This is a genomic window from Desertivirga arenae, from assembly GCF_017355785.1.
Classification (GTDB): domain Bacteria; phylum Bacteroidota; class Bacteroidia; order Sphingobacteriales; family Sphingobacteriaceae; genus Desertivirga; species Desertivirga arenae.
In genome coordinates, this window is record NZ_JAFEWE010000007.1 from 199,899 (window position 1) to 226,038 (window position 26,140).

At 41.6% G+C, this 26,140-nt stretch carries 14 protein-coding genes; 10 read left to right on the forward strand and 4 right to left on the reverse strand.

The window, feature by feature from the left end:
• Nucleotides 1-3: 3 nt before the first annotated feature.
• The 4 genes from J4N24_RS15445 to J4N24_RS15460 all read left to right on the forward strand — a co-directional run bounded on the left by J4N24_RS15445 (nucleotide 4) and on the right by J4N24_RS15460 (nucleotide 5,436).
• Nucleotides 4-1,938 (forward strand): RagB/SusD family nutrient uptake outer membrane protein, encoded by a 1,935-nt coding sequence (locus J4N24_RS15445; RefSeq protein ID WP_207534598.1) that lies wholly within the window; start codon nucleotides 4-6, stop codon nucleotides 1,936-1,938.
• Nucleotides 1,939-2,131: 193 nt separating this feature from the next.
• Nucleotides 2,132-3,229, forward strand: coding sequence for a cellulase family glycosylhydrolase (locus tag J4N24_RS15450; protein ID WP_207534599.1), 1,098 nt, complete (start codon nucleotides 2,132-2,134; stop codon nucleotides 3,227-3,229).
• A gap of 79 nt (nucleotides 3,230-3,308) precedes the next feature.
• Nucleotides 3,309-4,070 (forward strand): 3-keto-disaccharide hydrolase, encoded by a 762-nt coding sequence (locus J4N24_RS15455; protein ID WP_207534600.1) that lies wholly within the window; start codon nucleotides 3,309-3,311, stop codon nucleotides 4,068-4,070.
• Nucleotides 4,071-4,080: 10 nt separating this feature from the next.
• Entirely contained in the window at nucleotides 4,081-5,436 is a 1,356-nt protein-coding gene (locus tag J4N24_RS15460; RefSeq protein ID WP_207534601.1) for a Gfo/Idh/MocA family protein, read from the forward strand.
• 81 nt (nucleotides 5,437-5,517) lie between these two features.
• Here the strand turns inward: J4N24_RS15460 and J4N24_RS15465 are convergent, their stop codons facing one another.
• Complete coding sequence (locus J4N24_RS15465; RefSeq protein ID WP_207534602.1) at nucleotides 5,518-6,303, reverse strand: response regulator transcription factor; 786 nt, start codon at nucleotides 6,301-6,303, stop codon at nucleotides 5,518-5,520.
• 1 nt (nucleotide 6,304) lies between these two features.
• Nucleotides 6,305-9,496 carry a ligand-binding sensor domain-containing protein gene (locus tag J4N24_RS15470; protein ID WP_242691651.1) on the reverse strand — a complete coding sequence of 1,064 codons (3,192 nt, stop codon included), beginning with the start codon at nucleotides 9,494-9,496 and terminating at the stop codon, nucleotides 6,305-6,307.
• 264 nt (nucleotides 9,497-9,760) lie between these two features.
• On the opposite strand from J4N24_RS15470, the gene J4N24_RS15475 reads away from it, so the two are divergent.
• The 6 genes from J4N24_RS15475 to J4N24_RS15500 all read left to right on the forward strand — a co-directional run bounded on the left by J4N24_RS15475 (nucleotide 9,761) and on the right by J4N24_RS15500 (nucleotide 21,931).
• Nucleotides 9,761-12,577: an MGH1-like glycoside hydrolase domain-containing protein gene (locus J4N24_RS15475; protein WP_207534603.1), complete on the forward strand. Its 2,817-nt coding sequence runs from the start codon at nucleotides 9,761-9,763 to the stop codon at nucleotides 12,575-12,577.
• Nucleotides 12,578-12,622: 45 nt separating this feature from the next.
• Nucleotides 12,623-14,029: a sulfatase family protein gene (locus J4N24_RS15480; protein WP_207534604.1), complete on the forward strand. Its 1,407-nt coding sequence runs from the start codon at nucleotides 12,623-12,625 to the stop codon at nucleotides 14,027-14,029.
• Nucleotides 14,030-14,332: 303 nt separating this feature from the next.
• Complete coding sequence (locus J4N24_RS15485) at nucleotides 14,333-15,715, forward strand: IPT/TIG domain-containing protein (RefSeq protein ID WP_207534605.1); 1,383 nt, start codon at nucleotides 14,333-14,335, stop codon at nucleotides 15,713-15,715.
• A gap of 23 nt (nucleotides 15,716-15,738) precedes the next feature.
• Entirely contained in the window at nucleotides 15,739-18,819 is a 3,081-nt protein-coding gene (locus J4N24_RS15490) for a SusC/RagA family TonB-linked outer membrane protein (protein WP_207534606.1), read from the forward strand.
• 11 nt (nucleotides 18,820-18,830) lie between these two features.
• Nucleotides 18,831-20,909: a RagB/SusD family nutrient uptake outer membrane protein gene (locus J4N24_RS15495; RefSeq protein ID WP_242691652.1), complete on the forward strand. Its 2,079-nt coding sequence runs from the start codon at nucleotides 18,831-18,833 to the stop codon at nucleotides 20,907-20,909.
• 17 nt (nucleotides 20,910-20,926) lie between these two features.
• The gene (locus tag J4N24_RS15500) at nucleotides 20,927-21,931 is read left to right on the forward strand and encodes a DUF4973 domain-containing protein (protein ID WP_207534607.1); all 1,005 of its coding nucleotides are present in this window, start codon (nucleotides 20,927-20,929) and stop codon (nucleotides 21,929-21,931) included.
• Nucleotides 21,932-22,042: 111 nt separating this feature from the next.
• Here J4N24_RS15500 and J4N24_RS15505 read toward each other — a convergent pair whose 3' ends face one another.
• Nucleotides 22,043-23,212, reverse strand: a complete 1,170-nt coding sequence (locus J4N24_RS15505) for a beta-1,2-mannosidase (RefSeq protein ID WP_207534608.1) — start codon at nucleotides 23,210-23,212, stop codon at nucleotides 22,043-22,045.
• Nucleotides 23,205-25,916 carry a glycoside hydrolase family 2 protein gene (locus J4N24_RS15510; protein WP_207534609.1) on the reverse strand — a complete coding sequence of 904 codons (2,712 nt, stop codon included), beginning with the start codon at nucleotides 25,914-25,916 and terminating at the stop codon, nucleotides 23,205-23,207. The genes J4N24_RS15505 and J4N24_RS15510 overlap by 8 nt, the downstream gene beginning before the upstream one ends.
• Nucleotides 25,917-26,140: the final 224 nt, after the last annotated feature.

Genomic DNA, 26,140 nt, shown 5'->3' on the forward strand with positions numbered 1-26,140 from the left:
ACGATGAAAAAGAACTTTAACAAGACAATTAGCAAGGCATCAAAATCAGTTTTGGCGGTAATTCTGCTTGCCTTGGGACATTCCGGATGTAAGGAGGATTTTCTGAAGCCGGAACCTCTTTCTTTCTTTGAGCCTGATGCAACCTTTAGCACTCAAAGCGGTTTGGATGCACAAATGGCCATATGCGACCGTCACCTGCGATCTTATTGGACCTTTACTAATACCACCACAGATCTCGGTCGCCCAATGAGCACGGAGTATATGTTTACAGATGTCGCCGTTGCAGGAAAGACTGATGATGGTAATATCCTTGCCGATATCGCCACCCGGGTAACTCCAACCACAATGCCTGAGCGGATGCCTTTCTTTTGGGATGAAACCTATAATGGGATAAAGTATGCCAATACGATCTTAACGTATGCTAACAGGGTTAAGGGTTTGACGCCTGCCGAAATAAAAGCTTACGAGGGGCGAGCACTTTTCCATCGTGCAATCCGTTACATGTCCCTTTGTTTTCATTTCAAAGATGTCCCTCTAATCACTAAGATCCTGGAAACTCCAAAAACTAATTATCGGAGTACAAAACGTTCGGCAATATTGGAGATGTTAACCCAGGATATGGAAAAGGCGGTTCAATGGGTTCCTAACCAGGCACAAATGAGCCTTACCGGTATGGTGAACAAAGGTGCATGCCGTCAGCTGCTGATAAAGTGTTATCTGGCTACCGGACAATGGGACAAAGCGATAGCACAAGCTGATACCCTGATCAACCAATCCGGGTATTCCCTTATGACCAATACTTTCGGGAACTTTATTAGTCCATATTCTGAAGTATGGCCGGTTACACGTAATGTTATATGGGATTTGCACCGACCAGAAAATAAGGCAATAAATGCCAACAAAGAAGGTATCCTGGTGATGATTAACCGGAATGAAACCGACATGGCTATTAAGTTGGAAGCAATACGAAATTGGGGGCCAATGCTTGATAACGCAGCCACGACGACTCCTGATGGAAAGCAAGCTGTGAGATTTTACGCACGTTCGAATGCAAATTACCGTGCACAGTATGATTATAACAGGGCCTTAGGCCGTGGTATTGGAGTTATCCGGCCAACTTACTATGCTCAAAAAGGGGTTTGGTACTTGAACGGAGTTGATGATCAGGGTGATTTGCGCCATAGCACTGCAGTAGGCAATTGGGTTACAATGGAGTCACTGAAGTACAACGACCCCTCAAGTAAGAATTTTGGTGAAAATCTTCGTCTGATTGGTACTGGTGGTAAACTCTTATCTACAGATACTATCCGTAACTGGTTCGGCTATCCGCACTATAAATATTATATCGAAGACCCTGTGGCCACACGTAATGTAAATAATGCGGATCACAGGGGAGGGGCTGGCGACTGGTATTTTTACCGACTTGCAGAAACTTACCTGTTGCGGGCTGAGGCAAAATTTTATAAGGGAGATATTGGGGGAGCTACTGAGGATGTGAACATTGTGAGAAGAAGAGCAAAGTGTAACCAGGTATATACCACTGTTAATATCGGTGATATTATGAGTGAGAGGGCCAGGGAGCTTCATATGGAGGAATGGCGTTTTACCGAGATGAGCAGAGTATCTTATTGTCTTGCTTTAAGTGGGAAGGCCGATGAGTGGGGAAATGTATATAATGTTAATAATCTGGATCAGAATAGCTACTGGTTTCAAAGGATTCAGCATTACAGTGATTTCTATAATAAAGGAAAAGTAACTGTAAGAAACCGTTCTTACACAATGGCTCCACATAATATTAACTGGCCGGTACCGCAGGGGGAGATCGACGCTAATGGCGGAGCCCGCCTTAGTCAAAATCCAGGGTATACTGGTTATGATGCTAGTATTCCTATGTGGGAGACATGGCAAGAAGCAGTGACGGATGAGGGACAAAATTGAGATTGACTGATACTTGAAGCTGCGGTTATGTGAATTAAGCGCAGCTTTAATTGATACGAATCGAGAAAGGTATGAATCGATTCTCCTGTGGCCAATCGCTTACTTTGAGTTTCGAGATAATAGGCGCTGCATGTGATTTCGAACAATCTAACAATGTAGATGTGATATTACGCAGCCAAGAACAACAACATTTATGAAATCAAAACTATTTATTTTTTTAATCGCGGCCTTCCTCCTACAGGTCCCGGTTGCCTTTTCGCAGCAGATAATAGCACCGGAAAAAGTATGGTCGGCAGAAAAGGCCCATGAATGGTATGCCAAACAGCCCTGGCTGGTAGGCTCTGATTATATACCCGCTAATGCAATTAATCAACTCGAGATGTGGCAGGCCGAGACTTTCGATCCAAAGCGTATTGATAAAGAGCTGGGATGGGCAGAAGGCCTTGGAATGAACACTGCTAGGGTATATCTGCATAGTCTTGCCTATAAGGCTGATCCGGCAGGATTTAAAAGCCGTATGGACCAGTTCTTAAAAATTGCAGATAAGCATAAAATAAGGCCTGTACTGGTATTTTTTGACGATTGCTGGAATAAGATACCTGCAATAGGAAAACAACCGGCGAAAAAGCCGGGTGTACATAATTCGGGTTGGATGCAAGATCCGGGAGACCCGGCTTACAAAGAGCAATCCAATTATGCGGCTTTGGAGGTATATGTGAAAGATGTTTTGAGGACTTTTTCAAAGGATAAAAGGATACTTCTCTGGGATTTGTATAATGAACCAGGGAATAGTGGTAAGTTAGGTACTACTATGCCTTTGCTTGCAAAGGTTGTAAGTTGGGCAAGGGAAGTAAACCCTGAACAACCATTAACGATGGGCCTCTGGAGCTGGGGAGAGAATTTTGCTGAACTTAATCGTTTTCAGTTGATGAACTCCGACGTGGTCTCTTACCACTGTTATGATGATCCAGGTCGTCACTTGAGAACGATCGAACTTTTGAAACTGCATGGTAAACCCTTAATCTGTACAGAATACATGGCCCGTACACGTAATAGTACCTTTATCAATACCTTACCGATGTTGAAAAAGGAAAATGTAGCTGCCATCAACTGGGGGTTTGTGGACGGTAAAACCAATACGAAATATGCCTGGGATACACCTCTGCCAGATGGTAGCGAGCCAAAGCTGTGGTTTCATGATATTTTTAACGCAGATGGTACGCCTTACAAGAAAGAGGAAACGGATCTGATCAGGAAGCTGACACAGGAAAAGCTTGTTTCCAAAGAATAGAGATAGGGCAACCTGAACGATAGATGCATTAACCAGGCTAACAAAAACACACATTTACAATAGAACGATAGTGTAATTTATGAAAACTAACCAATTACTTTTCGCGGGACTATTAATGTTCTTTGCTTCAGGAACAGCATGGGGGCAAAGCAAGACTTCAAAAGAGCCTTATATAAATTCGGTAAGTCAAAGTGAGAAAAAGGAAGGCTTCAAGCTTCTTTGGAATGGTACGAATGGCGAAGGATGGCGAGCTATATTTAAAGATCATTTTCCTGAAAGGGGCTGGGAAATGAAAGATGGAGTACTTACTATACAACCTTCTAATGGTGAAGAACAAGGTTCGGGTGGAGATATTGTTACTGCTAATCAATATTCTGCTTTCATCTTAAAGTTCGACTTCAAACTTACAGAAGGCGCGAATAGTGGTGTGAAATACTTTGTTACTGAAAAGGAAAAAACTGATAAATCAGGAATTGGTCTTGAATTCCAGATTTTGGATGATGATCGTCATCCTGATGCTAAGCTTGGAATGAATGGAAATAGAAAGCTGGCCTCTCTTTACGACCTGATTCCTTCTAATAAACCTTCTTCTTCCATGCGGCCGATCGGGCAGTGGAACTCGGGAGAAATCAGGGTTTACCCCAATAATCATGTTGAACATTGGCTGAATGGGATAAAGGTAGTTGAATATGAACGCGGATCAAAAAAGTTCCGTGAATTGGTGGCTAATAGTAAGTATAAGAACTGGGAAGATTTTGGTGAGGCGGAAAAAGGCCGTATTCTGTTGCAGGATCATGGTAATAAGGTCTCTTACAGAAATATCCGTATAAAAACACTTTAAGGTTTTATTTATGGAAAATTCGAGAAGGGACTTTATTAAAAAAGCAGTAATAGCTGCTACCGGAGCTTATGCGGGGACCCTGGGTATGTCGGCAAAAAGCTATGGCAATATAATTGGCGCAAATGATCGTATCAGAGTTGGAGCTGTCGGATTTTCAGACAGGTTTCAAAATACCTTGTTCCCCTGTTTTCTGAACCATTATAAGGAGCTGAATTGTGATTTAATAGCTCTTTCAGATCTCTGGAATTATCGTCGGGACCTGGGAGCCGAGCATATTAAAAAGAAGATCGGTCATGGAATAGCTACATGCAGGAACAATGATGAGCTGTATGCCTTAAAAGATCTTGATGCGGTTATCATTAGCACTCCAGATTTTTCCCATGCATTGAATGCTATTGAAGCTGTTCAGAATAAGAAGGACGTGTATTGTGAAAAGCCCTTTGCTGAAACTATGGACGATGCCAGGGAAGCTTTAAAGGCTGTCAGAAAGTCTAAGCAGATTCTCCAGATAGGTTCTCAGAGAAGAAGCGGGCAGAACTATCAGGCCGCGGCAGATTTTATTAAGCAGGGTAAGTTTGGGAACATCACCATGGTGGAGCTGAGCTGGAATGTGAATCAACCGGGACGCTGGCGCAGGCCAGAACTTGTATCTAAATTAAAAGAGAAGGATACAGATTGGAAACGATTTTTGTTAAACCGTCCCTTTGAAACTTTTGACCCCCGGATCTATCTCGAATACCGGTTGTTCTGGCCTTACTCTTCAGGCATGCCGGGGCAGTGGATGAGCCACCAGATCGATACTGTTCACTGGTTCACCGGTTTGCCTCATCCGCGTAGTGTAACAGCAAATGGGGGGATCTATCAATGGAAAGACGGCAGGCGTAACTGGGATACAACAACCGCGGTGTTTGATTATGGTCCTTTAAATAACAAGACGGAAGGTTTTCAGGTAGTTTTCAGCTCAAGAATGCATAATGGGGATGAAAGACCTGCAGAAATCTATTACTCAAATGGTGGCGAGCTGAATCTGATCACCAATAAAATTTCTCCGCAAGGAGGCTTAACGGAAAAAGCAGCGGCAGCAATGGGGATGAAGGCCAACTTGCTTTCTGAAGTAAAACTTTCTGCTCCTTCAGCTGCGGCGGCATCCGCCAATACCGGCGCAGATGTATTAAGCTCTAATCATATGAGGAACTGGCTGGAATGTATTCGCAGCCGGAAAGAACCTAATGCTCCGGTTGAAGCCGGGTATTATCATTCTATTGCCACTATAATGACAAACGCAGCAGTACGTACAGGGGGCAAAGCTACATTCGACCAGGATCGTCAGGAAGTAATTGTTGATGGTAAAGTCTTCAAGTATTAGAAAGGAAATCAACAGCAAAAGCTTCCCTTATCCTTTTCGGCTTTGGGAAGCTTTTACGAAAGCCTTATTACCGGGAATCTCTTAATTGATTTCCTCTTCTTTAGACGACTTGTTGAGAGAGTTCAGGTATTCAAGGGGAGCCATTTTGAAGTAGCGCTGGAAATTCTTGTTAAAAAGGCTCTGACTTCCATATCCTACCATCTTGGCAATTTCATACTGTGAAAACTCATTTTGTGCCATCAGTCGTACAGCCTTTTTCAAGCGGGTAACATCTATCAATTCTTTTGGAGACAAAGAGGAAAGCGATTTTACTTTCCTGTACAATGTCGGCCTGCTCATATTCATATGATCTGCAAGCTCATCGATATTCAGATCCGGATCTTTTATGTTCTTGCGTATGTATTCATCCAATTTTTTCAAAAATGCTTCGTCTGTCTTAGAGTGAGCCATTACACGAACATCTTCAAATGGCGAACTGGCAAAATGTTCTTTTATTTTCAGACGGTTCCTTAGCAGGCTGGCTATTTGGGCTTTAAGCAAACCGGGAGAGAACGGCTTTTGAATATAAAGGTCGGCACCTGATTCCAATCCCTCAATGTGAGCCTGGTGTGAGTTTTTCGAAGTTAACAGTACGACTGGAATGTGGCAATATTCAACATTGGATTTTATAACCCTGCAAAGCTCAAAGCCGTCGATTCCGGGCATCATGATATCTGAAATAATAAGATCCACGATCTCTGTGTTCAGGATTGATAGAGCGCTTTCTCCATCAAGTGCGGTATATAGCTTGTAATCCTGTCGCAGGACTGTGGATAAGAACTTTAAGATATCCTCGTGATCGTCAATTAATAAAATACTGTCAGTCATTTTAGTTTTTATTTTTCCAGCTGCTTAAATTAAATTCAAATTTCTGATGAATGGGTAATGTCAGTTCGAAGATGACGTTGTCTGTTTCCCCTGATAGTAACTTTAAGGTTCCACTATGAAGCTCCGTGAGAGATTTAGCCAGCGAAAGACCTATACCTGTTCCTGGTTTGTCCTGACTTTCAACCCTAAAGAACGGCTCAAATATCTGCTCTCGATAATCATCTGGAATGCCTTTGCCATCGTTCCAGAATTGAATTGAAAAGTGAGAACTATCAGGTCCTATAGCTTCAAGCTGTATTTTTGAAGCACTTCCTGCATATTTTAATGCATTTGATATAAGGTTAGAAGTTATTTTTACAAGTGCTTCTTTATCTGCAAACGCAATTATATCGTAATCAGGCAATTCAAGTTGGAGGAAGATCCGTGACTTTTCCGCCTCTTTCTGAAAAGCTACTACCTGTTCCTTTAAAAGCTTGTTGATATTGGTATTAACGAAGTTTAGCCCGAATTGATGCGTCTCCGTCTTTCGGAAGTCCAGAAGTTGTCCTGTTAATTCAGAAAGACGTTGCGCATGTTTCTCTACCATTAGCAGGTTTTCTTTCATTTCACTCTCTTCATCCGCATCATTCACCATGAGTTCGACAGGTCCCAGGATAAGGGTTAAGGGTGTCTGTATCTCATGGGCAATATTGGTAAAGAATTGAATCTTGGCCTGATAGATCTCTTTCTCTTTCTCATGTTCAAATAGCCTGAGTTTCTGGAGATTTTTTCTTTCTAAATTCCTGTGATAGTAGCGAATAGCCCAGAATAGACTAAGCGAGAGGATTAGTATATAAATGACGTACGCAATTTCGCTTTTCCAGAACGGAGGAAGTATCCTAATATGAAGTTTTCGTTCATTTCCAATCCAGCTACCTACATTACTTTTAGCTTTTAAAATAAAAGTATATTCTCCGGGAGACAAATCTGTGAAATAAGCCTTTCTGTTTTTACTCAAGTAGGTACTGCTTTTATCCAAGCCCTGCATTTGAAACTCATAACGGGTAACCTCGGGAGATGAATAGTTTAAGGCTGCGAATTCGATACTGAAATTGTTTTGATTATAAGCGAGAACTATCGAGTCGGTATATAAAATAGATTTCTTCAAAGGTCCATTTGGAAGGTCCGGAGTAATTTCTTTGTCATTGATCTGGAAGCCCGTTATATAGGTTAAGGGTTTGATATCAGTTTGCCTGAACTCTTTAGGGTTAAAAGCTATAAGACCTTTTACAGAGCCAAAGTACATTTTTCCGTTATTGTCTTTGTATGCCGAATTGAAGTTGAACTGATCGGTGATTAAGCCGTTAGCTTTAGTATAGACCTTGAAATCATATGTGCGCATGTTCAAACAGATTAAACCTTTAAGAGAACTTATCCAAAGGTGGCCGGTATCATCTTCAAGGATCCTGAAAAGAATATTCGTAGGCAATCCTGTCTGAATGTTAAATTTCTTTATCGTTCTTCTATCAGGACTTAACCTGATCAGGCCGCCACCTTCGGTTGTAAACCATAGCGCGTGATTACTATCTTCGAAAATGCCATAGACGGCAAACTCATTAATAATTTTATCTTTGACCTTGTCACCAAACCTTAGATTGCCATATCTTCCCGTCTTAGGATTGTAATAGAATGCGCCTTGGGATACGCTTCCAGTCCAAATATTACCTTTAGAATCTTCGGTTATGGCAAATACATAGGAGTTGAAAGGAATCTGGCTTATCCTAGTAAACGTTTTCTTCCTTCTGTCATACTTGAAAAGACCAGAACCTGTGTAGGCTGTGCCAACGAGAAGGGTACTGTCACGCGTAAGGTAGATGGAGAGGACGAAATCGCTGGTTTGGTCCTCTCCATTTCCGATTAGCCTGAATCTATTAGTTATCAAACCTGTTCGCATATCCATTATCTCCATTCCATGAAGAAAGGGCCCTATGAATAATTGGTTGTCTAGCGCAAGCAGACCATGAATATTAGGATAAGAGATCGCTCCCTTCATACCGTTGGCTTTATAGTTGGTGAAAAGCTGTGTAACAGGATTAAATTTATTTATACCTCCATCCTCTGTACCTATCCAGAGATTGCCCTTGTTATCCGAACAGATTTCGCGTACTACTTCGCCAGAAAGAGAATTTTCACTATGGACCGGATAGAATTTATTGAAACGGGCATTTTCTTTAGAGTAATAGCTCACCCCTCCAAAAAAGGTTCCTGCCCACAAGCCTCCCTGACTATCTCTGCATAAGGTATATACTGCATTGTCTGCTAAGGAATAAGGATCGCCAGGTTTTTTGCGAAGGTTACGGATCGAATTGCTTTTAAGATTATAAATATAGATCCCAGATTCTGTACCAACCCAATACTCATCCTGCTCCCCCTTTGCAATATCACGTACATACATGTCTGAGTGATCACTGCTTCCAAGTGTTAAATTTATAATTGCTCCCGTCTTTCTATTGTAGCTCTTCAGACCTTGTTTAAAGCATCCGATCAGTATTTCATTTTCATTCACAGGATATATCTCGCTGATTGATCTAAGATGCCGCGGGGTAAGATTATCAAACAATTCTATCCTGGTCATAGACTTATTTCTTATACCATACACAGAGATGATACCTTCGTTATTGCCTATCCATAAATTCATTCTCGTGTCTATGGCAAGGCAAGAGGCGACTATTCCAAAATCCCTTAACTCTTTTTTTTTCTGATCATACTTATACAGCGATGAATTGGCAGAAAACCACAAATTGTTCTCGTCGTCAATCACCAGATCATTAATATACGCCTGAGCTGCTCCTTCGAGGGCAGTAAACACTTCTTTCACCGGATCGAACATAAAAACTCCTTTTCCGGTTCCGACCCAAAGCATCCCATTTTTATCCTCTGCAAGATCCCTTATCACGTTATTGCCTACGTTCCCAAACTTGTTTTTTTTGTTGCGGTAAATTTTGAAACTGTACCCATCGAAACGATTAAGCCCACCCCGGGTTCCTATCCACATCAGTCCCCGGCTATCCTGGAAGATAGAAGTAACTGAGTTATGAGCTAATCCATCTTCAGCCTGGTAATGTTTGAAATAGTATGACTGGGACGAGCTGGTTAAGGCCCAGGAACAGAAAATCATTACCAGGAAAGTTGTGGCTCGAAGTAGGAAGTTCATAATCAGTCAGTATCAAATATACTTAATAGGTCCTGATATTGTAACTAAATACTCTATTATTGATAGTATTATCTAAATATTTTTCTGTTTAATTCCTTGATTGTCTGATTGTTGTGTTTGTTTTTTAAGCGTAATCAGGGCAAGTTTGAGACAATTCGACAATAACATGAACAAATAATAGCAACGCCATCAATTTAATTTGAACCTGACAGCAAATTAGAATGACAAGCATTCTTCTGCCGGTAAGTAGTCTGATTTTCAACCATGATCAAATCTTATAAAATACTTCTCACAGCGATAGTTTGGCTAGAGTTACTGGTAAATTCGTTTGCTCAACCAAGTCCGTCAATTTATACTTCCTGGGAAAAAGGATTTACTAATTCTCTCAAAGGAACACATGATATGGCCCTTCCAGATTGGGGACCATACTCAGACCGTTCTGTTGGTGTTTCTCATATACCTGCAGCAAATAATGGGATCCGCTTTGATGTCGCTGTTCAACCCTCTTTATATTTTCGAAATCTAACTCCTTTAGCTAATGTCAAGCGTGAATCGGGTTATCATCCCTGGAGAGCTACTCCCGATCTTTCTTATTACTCCTACCGATTTGAACTGGAATGGAAAGACAGGGTATTTTGTGATGTCGCAGTTTGTAAGGTAGATGAACGAAGCCGATTGATTAAAGCAGAGTTTGTCAATAATACGGGCAGCAACAGAAGCCTTGCTTTAAATATTTTTAGTTCAATTACCTACCCCTATGAAAGAAAAGTGGCCGCTGTTTTACCTGCAATGGTAGAATGGTACCGGGCTCCAGACTATCAACAATTTTTAGAAAGCGTTAAGCCCTGGAACTATAACCTGGTATACGATGGGCAATTGCGGGGACAGGTGAGGGATGAAAGCTCAGTGAGTAATACGGCAATTATATGTGGGAGGAACGGTAAAGGAACGTTGATATACAAGGTTTCAAACAACAGGAGGCTTAAAAATGGTGTGATCGTGATAAGAGCCAAAGCTATTTCGGGATCGGGTGCCATACTGCAACCTGTGGTGAATAGACGTCTATTAAAGCCTATTACGATCCAAAGATCTGATGGGTATTCAATAGCTGAGATAGATGTGGATGACTTGCCAAATGGTGATTTCGATTTCTCTTTAGAAACGATGAATAACACGATTTGCAGGATCGATGGTTTTGTACTCGTTAAAAGAACAGAGATTTCATCCATAAATTTTGTTGACCAACAGCTGAACTTTACTCCAAAACAAATAGAGCAGGTACTCCCGAATGCCGCTGTACTTAAATTTGATGACATAAAAGAATATTATGGAATTGTTTGGGATGATCATTCTGCAGAAGAGAGAGAATTATCAGACGACAATCCTGATAAAGTACTAAGCATATTTAATCACCTGGTACGATCTGAAAAGGAAAATGTAAAGCCTACCCGAATTGGAGGTAATGGAAAGGGTTGGTTTAAAAATATCTTTTCTGCCCCGATCAAGATTAAGCCCGGACAAAGAGCTTCCCGGTATGTGTATATCGTATCAGGATTTAGCAAAATAGAGGTGATTAATAAGTTAAGATCCTTTGACAGGCGCTGGGAAGATGGGCAAAGATTACTTGAAAAGGAAAGCGATGCGCTATCTCATCGTTCAATTAATAGAGCTGGTATCCCTTACCAATTCAGTTTGCAGTTATTGGAAGCGACGACACTTACTAATTTGCTTTACCCCACCTTTACGGTAAATCAATATGTAAAACATACTACCCCTGGAAAAAAATGGAGTTCATTGTATACATGGGATTCCGGTTTTATAGGTTTAGGCTATTGCGCCCTTAATATGGGTAGGGCTCTTGAAAGTCTTAATGCTTATACGATGGATAGTAAAGAGCAGTCTGCTTTTTTGGAACATGGCACACCTTTACCAGTTCAGGCCTATCTGTATAATGAGTTATGGAACAAAACCCAGAATCCAGAATATTTAAGCTATTTCTATCCTCGACTGAAAAGGTATTATGAATTTCTTGGAGGGGCAGAAAATTCCCCGACAAGAAAATTGCAATCGAATTTACTTAGCACATGGGATATTTTTTATAACTCGGGTGGCTGGGATGATTACTCTCCGCAAGTATTTGTACATCAGAATAAACTAGAACGGCTTGTAGCACCTACGATCAATACCGCCCATCAAATACGTTTTGCGAAGCTTTTAAGGATGGCCGCATGGCAACTGGGCAGAAATAGGGATATGGAGCAATACAATTCTGATATTAATATTTATAGCCAGGCTTTGCAGGAAAATGCATGGGACGAAGACGCTGGCTATTACGGCTATGTGGAACATGACCAGAACGGTAGGGCTAAAGGCTTACTAAAATTTCGCGATGGTAAGAACTTTAATATGGGGCTTGATGGTTGTAGTCCCTTGATTGCCGGGATCTGTACTTCAGGACAGCAGAAAAAAATACTCGACAACCTTTTTTCTCCAGGCAAGCTTTGGACTGACCAGGGTATTACAGCAATAGATCAAAGTGCTCCTTATTACAATAAAGACGGTTACTGGAATGGCCGGGTTTGGATGCCCCATCAATGGTTTTTTTGGAAGACAATGCTTGATCTAAATGAGCCGGAAAAAGCCATTAAAATTGCTCAGACGGCCTTGGACGTTTGGAAAAGGGAAACGGAAGATTCCTATAACTGCTGGGAGAATTTTAGTGTAGAAACCGGAAACGGGGGCGGATGGCACCAGTTCGGTGCTCTATCATCGCCGGTATTGAATTGGTTTAGTGCGCTATTTCGTCCCGGTACAATAACCTATGGCTACAACATATGGCCTCTAGCTCAGAAATTAGGTGCGGATAATGCGTCTTTCGTCGCAAAGTTCAAGCTATTTGATGAAGGAAATAAAAGAACAAGCATGTTAATCTGCCTGAATGATAAGCATGTTTATCAGGCTAGATGCAATGGGGAAAAAGTCGATTTACAGAAGATATCCGACGGTCTGTACATTATCAGGATACAATTAACAGAATCAGAAAAGGATGTCTTTAGTTTAGAAGTTACCAAAGCACTTTAATATAGGTTAGTCAGGAAATTTAAAAGGGGTTTAAAAGCTTGTGATATGAAAATAAGAAAAATAAGTCTGAGAATTATTGCAGTTGCCTTTTTACTGATTGCCATAGTTGCATCTGCGTCTAAAAGACGAAAACCAGCTTCTGTTATAAAAGAGCAGCGGCCAAATATTATAATTATTATGGCTGATGATCTTGATTCTAAGCAGCTAAGTTGTTATGGAGGTCAAAATATAAACACGCGGAACATTGATGCCCTTGCCGCGGAAGGCCTGAAATTTAATCAAATTATAGCTTCTGAACCTGTTTGTGTTCCTACGAGGGCTTCGCTTTTTACCGGGCTTTATCCTGTCAAGCACGGAGCTTACCAAAATCACAAACCGGTATACAACAATATTAAAAGTGTGGCCCATTATCTTGGTAACTTGGGATACCGGGTAGGGTTAAGCGGAAAAGACCATGTTACTAAACCCAAAGCAATTTTTCCCTTTCAGATCATTCCAGGTTTTGAACCTAACTGTATTGCAAGTACCGATGAATATTTCCTGGATAGTGTGAAAGAATTTGTGGATCAAAAAGACAACCCATTTTGCCTCTTTCTGATGAGCATAAATCCGCATGCTCCCTGGACTGTCGGAGATCCTTTAGAGTTCGATCCTTCCAAACTGAAGCTTCCTGCTCATTGGGCTGATACCAAGTTTACACGCGAAGAGTTTTGTAAATATCTTGCCGAAGTAAGGCGCTTGGACAATCAGGTGGGAGATGTGATCAATTTGCTGAAGGAAAAAGGGCAGGATAAGAACACTATTGTAATATTTCTGGGAGAACAGGGGCCACAATTTCCGGGTGGCAAATGGAGTTTATACGATAATGGAGTCAAAAGTTCTATGATTGTAAAGTGGCCGGGAGTTACCAGGCCTGGTACAGAAAATTCAGCCATAGTGCAGTATGAAGACATTACCCCAACACTTGTCGATATTGCCGGTGGTAAGCCAATTGCAGGCTTAGATGGAAAAAGTTTTCTATCTGTGATCAAGGGAAAAGCTTTAGAGCATCGCCAGAGTGCTTATCTCATCTACAATAACATTCCTGAAGGACCATCTTATCCAATCCGTGCAATCAGAGATAAAAAGTTTAAACTGATCAATAACCTCACTGCTGAAAAACCTTATTACATCAAATATATGATGAATACCGCTAACAAGCAGCTTGTCTGGACAAGCTGGGTGGAGAAGTCAAAAACAGAGGTTTTGGCAAAAAAGCTTACATCGAGGATTGCAAATCGCCCTGCCGTTGAATTTTACGATCTTATTAAAGATCCTGAAGAATTGAATAATCTGGCTGAAGAAGCAGAATATAAAACCCTTATTACAAATTATCAGCATAAGCTTGATGAATGGATGAGACAACAGGGTGATAAGGGGGCGATGTTAGATGTCGAATTTGGGGGGGATTAAGTGAAAAATTGAGGATGCATGGAGCTCTGGGCTTTAGCAACATGAGACAAGACGACAAAAGGTTGAATAAATTAACTGTCTGCCATTCACTTACTTTGATATGTAAACCGATAGATGATGCACCGGGTACTGCGTCCTCCTTATTTAGGGGAATGATTTGTTGGGCGATTAATAGGGATCGATCTTATAAGCGGCTTTAACAATACAATGAAAAAACTAACCAACAGAATAAGAATAAGTCCTAGCAGCTAAGAAAGCTAAGTAGAGGCTGACAATCAGTAATAACCAATTTAACTAAATTTTATGATTAACAAGTACTTATCAGATTTGTACAGGCAAATCCCATGGACCTTATTTTCCATAATTTTTCTATGCCTGGGAAGTTGTAAAGAGGAGGAGATAAAACAGGAAGTGGGATTTGACTCCTCCAGGCCGGTAGTTATTTCCGACTTCTACCCAAAAGAGGGGGGCTCGGGTAGCAGCCTGGTTGTTTATGGCGATAACTTTGGGAATGATCTTTCCAAGATAAAGGTGGTCATAGGAGGAAAAAGCGCTAAGGTGATAGGCGTAAAAAACAATAGTCTTTATTGTATTATTCCAGAAACAGCCTATAATGGGGATATTCAGGTTAGCATTATGGATGGTGCAAAAGAGGTCGCCCAGGCTGCCGCAAAAGAAAATTTCTCCTATACCAGAAAATGGCTGGTTTCTACCTTTCTTGGTAAATACTACGAAGTTGCAACCGACTTTCAGGAAAAAGAAGGTCCTTTCAACGATTGCGGAGCGTTTAAAGGAATAACCTGGCTGTCTTTCGATCCGAAGAATCGCAATCACCTTTATTTCACTGGCGACAGAAACAGCGCGCGATTGATCGATTTTGAGAAGCAATATGTCAGTTATTTCAGGACTAACTTTGACAGGGTATCAGTAATAGACTGGAGGATTGACGGAAATCAAGATCTTATTGTATCTCACAATCATGCAGTTGATAACAAGTATGGTAATTATCTATTTAGCCGTGAGTCAAACTTTACTCAAAACAAAGCGATCGAAGTTTACTCTCGCGGAGTTAATGGAACGATGGTGCATCCTCAGAATGGTGAACTGTATTATTCCCGATTCAGAGCAGGTGACATTCGAAGATATGATTTTACTACTAAGGAAGATAAACTGGCTTTTAGCAATCCCTATAGCGGAGTTGCAGTATATATGGTGGTACATCCATCTGGTGACTATGCCTATTTGATGGAGTATGACAGGCACTATATCATGCGGAGTGATTATGACCGCGAAAAGAAGATCTTCAAGGTACCCTATACTGTTTGCGGTTTGGCAGCTAATACGGGCGGCTACGCTGATGGAGTAGGTACCAGTGCCCGATTAAATAATCCTGTTCAAGGGGTGTTTGTAAAGAATCCCGATTATAGAGAGACGGGTGGTGATCAGTACGATTTTTATTTCTGCGACCGGTCTAACCACGCGATACGGATCCTGACCCCCCAGGGAAGGGTAAGCACTTTTGCCGGACGGGGCAATAATGGTACGAGCGGTTATGCCAATGGGGATCTGCGTACAGAAGCGCGGTTTAACGCTCCCCAGGCCATTGCCTATGATGAAGAGAAGAACTGCTTTTACATTGGAGATTCGAACAATTGGCTTATCCGTAAGATAGCTAAAGAAGAGTAATTAGAAACCTAAGCAATTTAACAATGAAATATATTCTACTAACCTGTATCCTATTCCTTTCGATATCCTTCAGTTCGCTGGCTCAGCAGGAGGTAATAGTAAAAGGAAAAGTAACGGATGCAAAGAAAGAACCTCTTATAGGAGTTAGTATTTCCATCAGTAATATGCCAGGACTAGGAACTATTACTGATGTTAACGGAAATTATACCATAAAGATGCCCCCTTACCAGACCCTGGTTTTCAACTATATCGGTTTCGATAAGCAGGAGGTATTGGTTAAAGAACAGCGGGTAGTTAATGTTGTGCTGAAGGAATCGGAAGCCAGTGTACTTAACGAGGTAGTGATAACTGCTACTGGCGCCGAGAAAAAGATAGCAGTTACAGGTGCCATTACAACGGTTGACGTACGTCAACTCAAATCAAATCCCTCAACATCCATCGCAGATGCTTTAGCTGGTGTGGTTCCGGGTATACAGGCTATGCAGACATCTGGCCGTCCTGGCAGTGTTTCTGAATTTTGGGTTAGAAGTATCTCAACCTTCGGCGCAAGTAACGCGGCTTTGGTTTTGATTGACGGCTTTGAGCGGGATATGAATGAGATTAATGTGGAAGATGTGGAGTCCTTTACCGTGTTAAAAGATGCTTCGGCAACTGCTATCTATGGTAGCAGGGGAGCTAATGGGGTTATTTTAATAAAGACGAAGAGAGGCAAAGAAGGGAAGGTTAATATTAATGCTAAAGTTGAAGGCTTTTATAGTACGTTAACTAAACTACCCCAATTTGTGGATGGCTACCAGTATGCTTCGATGGCAAATGAAGCAAAGATTGCCAGAAACCAGGAACCGCTCTTTTCAACAACAGAATTGGAAATATTACGCCTCGGACTAGACCCGGACCTTTTTCCGAATGTTAACTGGCAGGATGTATTATTGCGTAACGGAGCAAAGAGCCAGCGTAGTATGCTAAACATGAGCGGAGGAGGGAAGACTGCGCGTTACTTCCTGTCAGGGAGTTATCAGAACCAGGAAGGGATATACAAGGTTGACAATGCGCTGAAGGACTATAACACGAACGCTAACTTTCACCGGTATACCTACCGCTTAAGCGTGGATATGGATATCACCAAAACTACCCTGCTTAGTGGAGGTATTTCGGGCTCCTTACGTAAGCAAAATGATCCTGGTGTTGGTACTGACGCGATATGGACAGCCCTAATGGGGTATAATGCCATCACTGCACCCCTAGTATATTCAGATGGACGAATCCCAGCAGATGACGATGGTAATACTAATGCAGATGATGATATAAACAGGTTCAATCCCTGGGTACAGGGAACTATGACTGGCTACAGGGAGAATTGGAATAATAATATTCAAACCACCCTGAACCTGAACCAGAAATTAGATTTCATTACTAAAGGCCTGCAGTTTATAGGGCGTTTTGGGTATGATACTTATAACGATAATTGGATTAACAGGTATAAGAATCCGGAATTGTGGGATGTTAGCCGTTATCGGAATAATGGGGAACTTGTGTTTAAGCGAATTAAAGAAGAGCAGAAAATGACCCAATCGGCCGGATCGAATGGAGAAAAGCGCGAGTTCTTCGAGTGGGAAACGCAATACAGCCGCGCTTTTGGCGCTCATACTTTCGGGGCTGTACTTAAGTACAATCAGCAGGCAAAAATATTCACTCAAAATATTGGAGCTGATCTAAAGAACGGTATTTCGCGAAGACTACAGGGATTAGCCGGTCGTGCCAATTATAACTTTAAATCCCGTTACTTCTTTGATTTCAACTTCGGCTACACAGGTTCTGAGAATTTCCATAAGGATTACAGGTTCGGCTTTTTTCCCGCTATTTCAGGCGCCTGGAATGTTGGAGAGGAACGTATAATAAAAGAACTTGGATTTGTGGATATGTTTAAGATCCGCTATTCTCATGGAATAACCGGAAATGATAATCTGGGCCGGGATATCAGATTCCCCTACTTGTACACTATTGAACAAATGACCGGAGGAGGATATAATTTCGGTGATTTTGATTCTTCTAATCCCTGGACCGGCATGCGTTATTCTTCCGTAGCCTCTCCTGACGTAACCTGGGAAATTGCTACAAAACAGGATCTTGGCCTGGATTATTCTTTCTTCAGAGATAAGTTATCAGGAACTATCGACCTTTTTAAGGAAAGTCGCGATGGGATCTATATGAGCAGGGATTATCTTCCCGGAATAGTTGGCCTGGAAAGTAATCCGTCTGCAAACGTAGGGAAAGTAGAAGTACAGGGGATTGATGGAAATATTGCACTGAAACGAAGGGTGCTGGGGATAGACTTAACTCTCCGCGGTAACCTTACTTACAGTAAGAATAAGATCATTGAAAGAGATGAGGAAAACACTATTTATACCTATAGGCTCCAGGAGGGTCATAGAGTAGGGCAGGCAAGAGGACTGATAGATCTGGGTTTGTTCAGAGATTATGAAGATATACGCAATAGCCCGAGACAGACCTTTGGTGAGGTAATGCCAGGAGATATTAAGTATAAAGATGTAAATGGAGACGGTATTGTTAATGATGCTGATATCGTTGCTATTGGTGCGACTACCAGACCCAACCTGACCTATGGGTTCGGAACTTCTGCCCGCTGGAAAGGTTTGGATATAAATATGCACTTTCAGGGGGTAGGAAAGTCGACTTACTTTATAAATGGTACCTCAGTTTACATGTTCAGTTTGGGCGAGAACTGGGGAAATGTCCTTACTGATATGGCTAACAGTAACCGCTGGAAGCTTGGAGAAAATGAAGATCCTAATGCTGATTTTCCCCGTTTAACTTATGGGCCTAACTCCAACAATTACCGCTCGTCTACATTTTGGCTGAGAGACGGTTCTTATCTGAGATTGAAAACTCTGGATATAGGTTATTCGCTTCCTAAGGCCTTCGTTAATAAGGCCCATCTTAATAATGCACGTCTGTTTTTGATTGGTACTAACCTGCTTACCTTCAGTAGTTTCAAGCTCTGGGATCCTGAATTAGGAAGTTCTGACGGAAAAGCATACCCCCTAAACAGAACGCTGTCTGCTGGAATATCAGTTAGTCTATAAGTATGAAGAATATGAAAAGAACTTTTATTATTTTAACTTTTATAGCGTCTACATTAATCGTTGGCGGTTGTTCAGATTATCTTGATTCAGATTATTTGTTCAATGAACGAATGACCACAGAAGACGCTTTTTCCAATCCGGATTATGCTAACCGCTGGTTGGCACGCGCTTACTCTTTCTTGGGAAATAATTACATGCAGGATGTAAGCAGCAAGAAAAATGTTCCCTTTAATTTCGCTGATGACATGTATTTCGGCGACGAAAATGACCGTTACAGGAAATGGAAATATGGGCAGTATGATGAAAGTGGAGTGAATGGTGAAAGTGATGATATCTGGAATACGGCTTATGACGGGATCAGGCAAGCTTCTGTTTTTATCAATAATATTGATATCAACACCAGATTTTCGCGAGCAGAAATCGCGGATCTGAAAGGACAGGCGCGGTTTTTAAGGGCATATTTTTATTGGATACTCTTGAGAACTTATGGCCCTGTACCCATCGTTCCTGATGAAAGTATTGATTATACAAAGGAATATGATGAGATAGCCCTGCCCCGGAATTCGTACGAAGAATGTGCAGATTATTTGTCTAAGGAACTCGTTGAGGCGGCTAAGGGACTTCCACTTAAGATGGGCATTCAGCAAATTGCAAGGCCGACACGGGGGGCAGCTTTAGCTTTACGCGCCAGGATATTGTTATTTGCAGCGAGCCCATTAGCGAACGGTAAAGCTCCGGCAGACGTAGCAGCAGCATTGATCAATAAAGATGGTAAGCGTTTGCTTTCGGCCGTTTATGATGAGTCGAAGTGGGCAAAAGCAGCGGCCGCAGCAAAAGACGTAATGGACCTTGGACAATACCAGCTGTATGTAACTTATAAGAAAACTACGGGTGATATTGCTTATCCGGCAACAGTTACCCCCCCGGCTGATAATAATTTTTCTAATAGCAATTGGCCTGCAGGATGGAAAGATATTGATCCTTTCGAATCCTACCGGTCGATATTTAATGGAACTGTTCCTGCCTTTCAAAATCCTGAGTTGATCTTCACACGTGGGCAGAATCAGGGAGCTGAAGGAATAAACGTACTGGTGATACACCAATTGCCCCGGCTTGAGGGAAAAGGGTATAACTCGCATGGCATGACACAAAAGCAAGTGGATGCTTATTACACCAAGGATGGTAGCGATATACCAGGCATGAACGATATGTACGCCGGCAGAACGGGGTACGAAGGAAGATATAATACTTCCAAGCGTGCTTCAGGTTATGTAAGTCAGCAGGAATTGTCAAACTATCCTGAACTAGGCCCCTTAGGTGTAGGTGTCAATAAGCAATTTGCGCAGCGTGAGCCCAGGTTCTATGCTTCAGTTTCTTATAATGGATCCACCTGGAACTTCCTGAACGCAGAGGCGGTAAGAGATGAAAAGAGTAATGTGCAGATCTACTACTATCGCGGCGATCCAAATGGTTATAAGAATACTACATACTGGCCCCGGACCGGGACTGGAATTAAGAAATACGTGCATCCGGATGATATAAGTAATGTGGCAGTAACGGCATATGACCAAAGTAGATTAAAACAGAAAGTTGATCCGGCAATACGTTATGCGGAAGTGCTGCTCATCTATGCAGAAGCATTGAACGAATTAAACGGTTCATTTAACGTGCCTTCCTGGGATGGTACTAAAACGCACGTTATTGCCAGGAATGTAGGTGAGATGAAAAACGGAATTCAACCTATCCGTATCCGCGCAGGATTGCCAGATTATAGTGATGAGGTGTATTCAGACCCGGTAAAATTTAGAATAAAGCTCAAGCGGGAGCGGCAGATCGAGCTATTCGCTGAAGGCCATCGCTATTTTGACCTTCGCCGTTGGACAGATGCTCCTGACGAAGAATCAGCTCCAGTTTATGGCTACAATGCTTATGCTACAAAAGCACAGGCTGACCTTTTCCATACGGTTGTAGAAACACCTTCATTACCGTCTATTTTCACTTTAAAGATGTGGTTCTGGCCGATTGACTTTAGTGAGCTTAGAAGAAACAAGAACCTGATACAAAATCCAGGCTGGACCAATCCCGAATAACTATTTAATCTGAAACGATGAAGAAGAATATATACATTATATTTTTAGCAATAACAAGTGCCCTATGCTTTATCTCATGCAATGACGAATGGGAGAATGAGCAGTTTGTTCAGATGGCATCTTTTAAGGCAGAACCTAATGACCAGGGCGTAACCCCCTCATATTTACGTTATAATCCTGAAGGTAAAGTGAGGTTCAATCTACCAATCATTATCAGTGGCTCGACTCCTAATAATAAACCCCGTACTATACATATCGGTCTGGATCCTGATACGCTGGCGAGATTAAACCATGAAGAATACGGACATCGCCAGGAATTGTACTTTAAACAGCTGGATAAGAAATACTACAGCATGCCCGAAACGATAGAAGTCCCTGCGGGAGTAAGTACGGTTACTGTCCCTATAGAATTTACACTTGGAGACTTGGATCAGGTTGAAAAATGGGTGCTCCCTCTGCAGATTCTTGATGATCCTTCCTATGATTATAAAGCGAACCCTAACAAGAACTATAGAAGGGCTATGCTTCGTATCACTCCGTTTAATGACTATTCGGGCGAATATGGAGGAACTTTGTATAAGATCTATCTTGATGGAAATAATAGCGAGCCTTTAACTCTGAATAATCACCGTACTTATGTGGTAGACAACAAAACTATATTTCTTTACGCTGGCATCAGGGATATTGACTATACGGACCGTAAAAACTATAAAGTGTTTATTAAGTTCACCGATGATGTTATTGATATTCAGAAAAAGAAACTTCAGATCTGGAGTGATAATACCGCTAATAACAAGTTTAAGGTAGGGGCAGATCAATCTTACTATACCATAGAGGAGGCCTGGGATCCAAAGCTACCTTATCTGAAGCATATTTATATCACCCTTTATCTGTCATACGAGTTCGAAGACTATACTACAGTACCGGGGCAGCGTTTAAAATATAAGGTAGAGGGCACCTTATCCATGCAACGTGATTTAAACACCTTGATACCTGATCAGGATCAGCAGATCCAGTGGTAAGGTTAGTTGCTAATAGTATGGGTCGCCATTGTTTCAGGCGACTCATATTATTAATTCTTTTCTTTGAGCATTAGCTTATTGAAAAAAGAAGTTTCAGTTGGAATAGATGTCTTAGTTTTTTAGCTGATATTTTGCTTTTTTCTGCAGTGAATGAGACCTCCCTGGATCATAGACAGCTACTCCAACCCTTGAATCTGCGCCCCCATAATACAGATACCAACGATCTTTAAACCAAGCCATCCCCTCTATAAATACTGTACCCTTGCTGTATTGTCCGCGCTTCTCAAAGGCTTCGGTTGGGATAAAGAATGGTTCATCAAGCCTGTCAATTAGTTTTGCTGGTGCCTTTTTATCAAATAACATTTGTCCAGCACTGTAAGAGCCTCCGTAATAACGCTTATCACCTCTGGAATCAGAATGGTTCCGTCCATTATAAAATAAGATAATTCCCTTTTTAGTTAGAACAGCAGGAGGGCCGCATTCGGTCATATCACTATCGAAAAAGCCTTTTCTGGGAGAGGCAAGGATTATAAGGTCTCCCTTATCGTTGGTAAGAGGTTTCCAATCAACAAGGTTATTAGAAGTTGCAGCATAAACATGTCGCTCACCCCAGTACATAAAATACTGGCCGTTCAACTTTGTGATGATCTGACGATTATCCTTGATCCTGGTAAGTATAGAGGCAGATTTGGTGGCCATGTTATGAAAAATACCATTATAGGCATCCTGAAAGACAGGGCCGTGCTTTTCCCAGTGAATTAAATCTCTTGAAGTTGCTGAAGCCAGGCGTGGTACCTTCCGGTTCCACTGTGTATATAACATTAAGTAAGTTCCATCCTCTGTTAATGCTATTCTTGGGTCTTCGCAACCTCCCGGCCATTCAAAAGCCTTTTGTCCGTCATCAGCAGGAAATAAGATGGGCTGCTTACATCGAGTAAAATGAAAGCCGTCTTTACTTTCTCCATAGCCCAGACGTGAAGTTCGGGTGCTGATCTTTGCTCCGCTATTATCCTCAGATCTATAGATAACTATTATTTTATCATTCTTAATTGCGGCCGCAGGGTTGAAGGTGTCATTTGCTTCCCATCGAATAGTTGAGTTACTCATAGGATCAATAAACACGGAACTTGAATCTGGTGAAATTATAGGGTTTACACCAGAAGGACGTAAAAAAGGTCCCCAGGCCCAGGCAGGCAAAGTACCGCTGTTTTGCGCAAAGGCGATTTTACTTACAAAAAGGGAAACGGAAAGGATGGAGTGAATAAGGCTTTTTCTAGTCATTGCTAACTTTGATTTTAGATCTTATTTCTGCTGAATTGAATGCGCCGGTTATGAGCGTAACTGCTTTTCCGTTTGCTGAGGGAGGAAGCTCAATTTCAACCTTTTTAGCTTCTCCAGGAAGCAATGAAAAAAAGTTGTCTGAGTAAAAGGCAGGAGAAATGTTGGTTCCGTCGGGATATTGCAGTTTTAATTGAGTGAAAAAAGCTATTCCCTGAGTGGGGTTTCTAACCGTTACTGACAAGATTGTCTTACTATCAATAGTTTTTTTGCTTAGAGCAACACTCAAATTAACCTTATTCAGCTTATCAATTTCAGAAAAGCCAGATACTGCAGGCCCCGTCATTGTCCATGGTCCTTTGTATTGATCATTTGAGCGCCAGTAAAAGGAATCATTTACAAGTTTCCCATTCTTATCTTTTAAAATCAACTTAACAAAGTGCACCTGGCTAAGCCTTTCAGGAAATTCGATCAAGAGTGCATCTTTGACTACTCCGTCTGCCGGAATATCAACAACTTTTGTCTTTTTCCAAACGGCTACGGCATCCATGTTATAGACTGTCGCCTCTAGCGTATATCCGGCAAAGGAAGTACGGTAATCATTGTAGATAGAGACCGAATTCTTTAAATAATCAAATTGAGGGTGTAAAGGGGCTAATCCATTTTGGGAATAATAAAGCGCGGCAGTTGGTTCGAGGAACCAATCGTACAAACGAGAGGCCGTTTGTGGAACAGGACTATTGTGATACCAAAATAGGAAGCCGGAAGACCAGCGATCGCCGAAGTTAAATTTATTGTAGTTCCATACCTCCCAAATAGCCCGGAAATTTAAAGCTCCTACGAATTGAGCTTTTTTCGCATATTCTTCTATTGAAGACGACTTCCCGAACTCATTTACTGCCTGACGGTATTTCGTATTGACCTGGTGGAATCCATTGCCGTCTAAGTAGTTCCATACGGAATCATTAATTGGCCAGAGATCGTTTTCGGGCATCATTCGCTTCAGTGATTCAAGTACCGGTGTACAAGGGGCGCCATACTCAGGGTTAAAACCATCTACGCGACTACCGCGGGGAGAGGCAGTGTTCTCGAAGTATTGCATTGGGTTCTCGTATTTGTAGGGACTTCCATCATGGATCCCGCAACATTCTGATTGTTCCTGATAGCCATGGGTATCATCTAAAGAAAGAATAAATTCTCCCTCCCCTGGTAATTCTTTAGATTCGTTTGTACCTACGTAATAGGCTATAGAAGCATGATTGCGAATTCGTTTGATAGTGCTACTTACGTTCCTGAAGTACAAAGCAGTATCAACAGGCATACGTGTATCGCCAGTGATCCAGAATTCGTTCCATACCATCAAGCCCAGCTGGTCGCAAAGTTCGTAGAAGTAGTCGGACTCTGCCACCCCACCAGCCCAAAGCCTAATCAGATTCAGGCCTGCTTGCCGGGTATAACGTAACTCCGCATAAGTCCGTTGGCGGTTATTTTGCAACATAGCTTCGGGAACCCAGTTAGTACCACGTATAAATACAGGCTGGCCGTTAACGATAAACCGACGGGACTTGTCGGGGGTATTTTGATCTGAGGTAATTGTACGAACTCCGAAACGGGTGTTCAATTGATGGCTTCGCTTATTTTGAACGGAAAAACTCAAATCTAAATTATATAGGTAGGGTGCACCTTTGTTTACCGGCCACCAAAGTTTAGGATTATGGATGATTAGATTTTTATGCTTTTCAGGAGTAAAAACAACTGTTTTAGTTTGATAGGGTTCCAAAGTAAGGGGTTGCGAAAATTGAACTCCCAACTGCTTAATGCTACCGGTAACTATTCCCTGCTTACGAGCAGGGGATGCATTATATACTTCTACGGAGATCGTTTCTTTGGACAAAGTTGTGTCGGAATCAGGAAATTCTGTTTTGACAAATGGATGTGACAGTGTTACCTCTCCTGTTGCGAAAAGTTCTACGTCCCTCCAAATTCCAGTATTACGATCACGAACACCATCCGGTACAGTAAAATCCCATCCAACGCTCATCAGCATACTTACATTTTTTCCTATCTCTCCATCTCCACCATTATGGTTTTCACCGACAGCACCTGTCCGCTTAGCTCCAACCTTATCATATGCACCTGGAAAATCCACAGGTTCTATATCTACTGCAAGAGCATTTCCGCCACTCCTATTTACTGAGGATGTAACGTCAAAAGTCTGGTCATTAAACATTCCTGTCATGTTACCTAATTTTTTCCCATTTAGCCAGATTGCGCATCTATAGTTAATGCCGTTAAACTTCAACCAAATGCGCTTTCCCTGAAAAGTATTAGGAACCTTGAAAACTGTTCGAAACCAATAATGATAGAAGTCTCTTCCAGCTTCAGCGATATCAGGTATAAGATTTCTTTTCTTTCGGTTATTATCTCCAAAGTACGGATTGGGGTAGATACCATTAGCTACTAAATTACTTAGAACAGTTCCCGGTACTTCTGCAGGAAGCCATGATCTACTATCGTAGTTAAGAGATGAAATCTCTTTTCCGCTGCTAAGTTTAGAAGCTTGCTGCATTTTCCAGCTCTTGCTTTTTCCACTATTTAAAAAGATTGAAACATCTGAGCTTGGTGCACATAGTGTTTTGTACTGTTGCGCATTTGCTGATAAGCATAAGGTTATTAGAATGGCAATACAAGTAAAGATTTTATTCATTTAGAGAGAATTAGATAAAATGAGGTTTGAGGGGCTAGTTCCATCCTTTAGTTTCATAAGTTCCTGAGTTAATATAAATCTAAAGCTCATTCATTCTGTAAGAAAGTAGGGTTTGTTTGATAAAACTTGATAAAGGCTTAAAGATATCAAGGAGGCATTTAGAATATCGATCATACTTTTGTCGATTTTTCTCATTTGGCTTAGGTAGGTTTAGAAGATTATTG

Excerpts from the sequence above, each read along its gene's own strand:
- J4N24_RS15470 (WP_242691651.1), bottom strand. The coding sequence starts at position 9,496 with ATGAACTTCCTACTTCGAGCCACAACTTTCCTGGTAATGATTTTCTGT.
- J4N24_RS15455 (WP_207534600.1), top strand. The coding sequence starts at position 3,309 with ATGAAAACTAACCAATTACTTTTCGCGGGACTATTAATGTTCTTTGCT.
- J4N24_RS15505 (WP_207534608.1), bottom strand. The coding sequence starts at position 23,212 with ATGACTAGAAAAAGCCTTATTCACTCCATCCTTTCCGTTTCCCTTTTT.
- J4N24_RS15465 (WP_207534602.1), bottom strand. The coding sequence starts at position 6,303 with ATGACTGACAGTATTTTATTAATTGACGATCACGAGGATATCTTAAAG.
- J4N24_RS15460 (WP_207534601.1), top strand. The coding sequence starts at position 4,081 with ATGGAAAATTCGAGAAGGGACTTTATTAAAAAAGCAGTAATAGCTGCT.
- J4N24_RS15485 (WP_207534605.1), top strand. The coding sequence starts at position 14,333 with ATGATTAACAAGTACTTATCAGATTTGTACAGGCAAATCCCATGGACC.
- J4N24_RS15490 (WP_207534606.1), top strand. The coding sequence starts at position 15,739 with ATGAAATATATTCTACTAACCTGTATCCTATTCCTTTCGATATCCTTC.
- J4N24_RS15450 (WP_207534599.1), top strand. The coding sequence starts at position 2,132 with ATGAAATCAAAACTATTTATTTTTTTAATCGCGGCCTTCCTCCTACAG.
- J4N24_RS15500 (WP_207534607.1), top strand. The coding sequence starts at position 20,927 with ATGAAGAAGAATATATACATTATATTTTTAGCAATAACAAGTGCCCTA.
- J4N24_RS15480 (WP_207534604.1), top strand. The coding sequence starts at position 12,623 with ATGAAAATAAGAAAAATAAGTCTGAGAATTATTGCAGTTGCCTTTTTA.
- J4N24_RS15495 (WP_242691652.1), top strand. The coding sequence starts at position 18,831 with ATGAAAAGAACTTTTATTATTTTAACTTTTATAGCGTCTACATTAATC.
- J4N24_RS15445 (WP_207534598.1), top strand. The coding sequence starts at position 4 with ATGAAAAAGAACTTTAACAAGACAATTAGCAAGGCATCAAAATCAGTT.
- J4N24_RS15475 (WP_207534603.1), top strand. The coding sequence starts at position 9,761 with ATGATCAAATCTTATAAAATACTTCTCACAGCGATAGTTTGGCTAGAG.
- J4N24_RS15510 (WP_207534609.1), bottom strand. The coding sequence starts at position 25,916 with ATGAATAAAATCTTTACTTGTATTGCCATTCTAATAACCTTATGCTTA.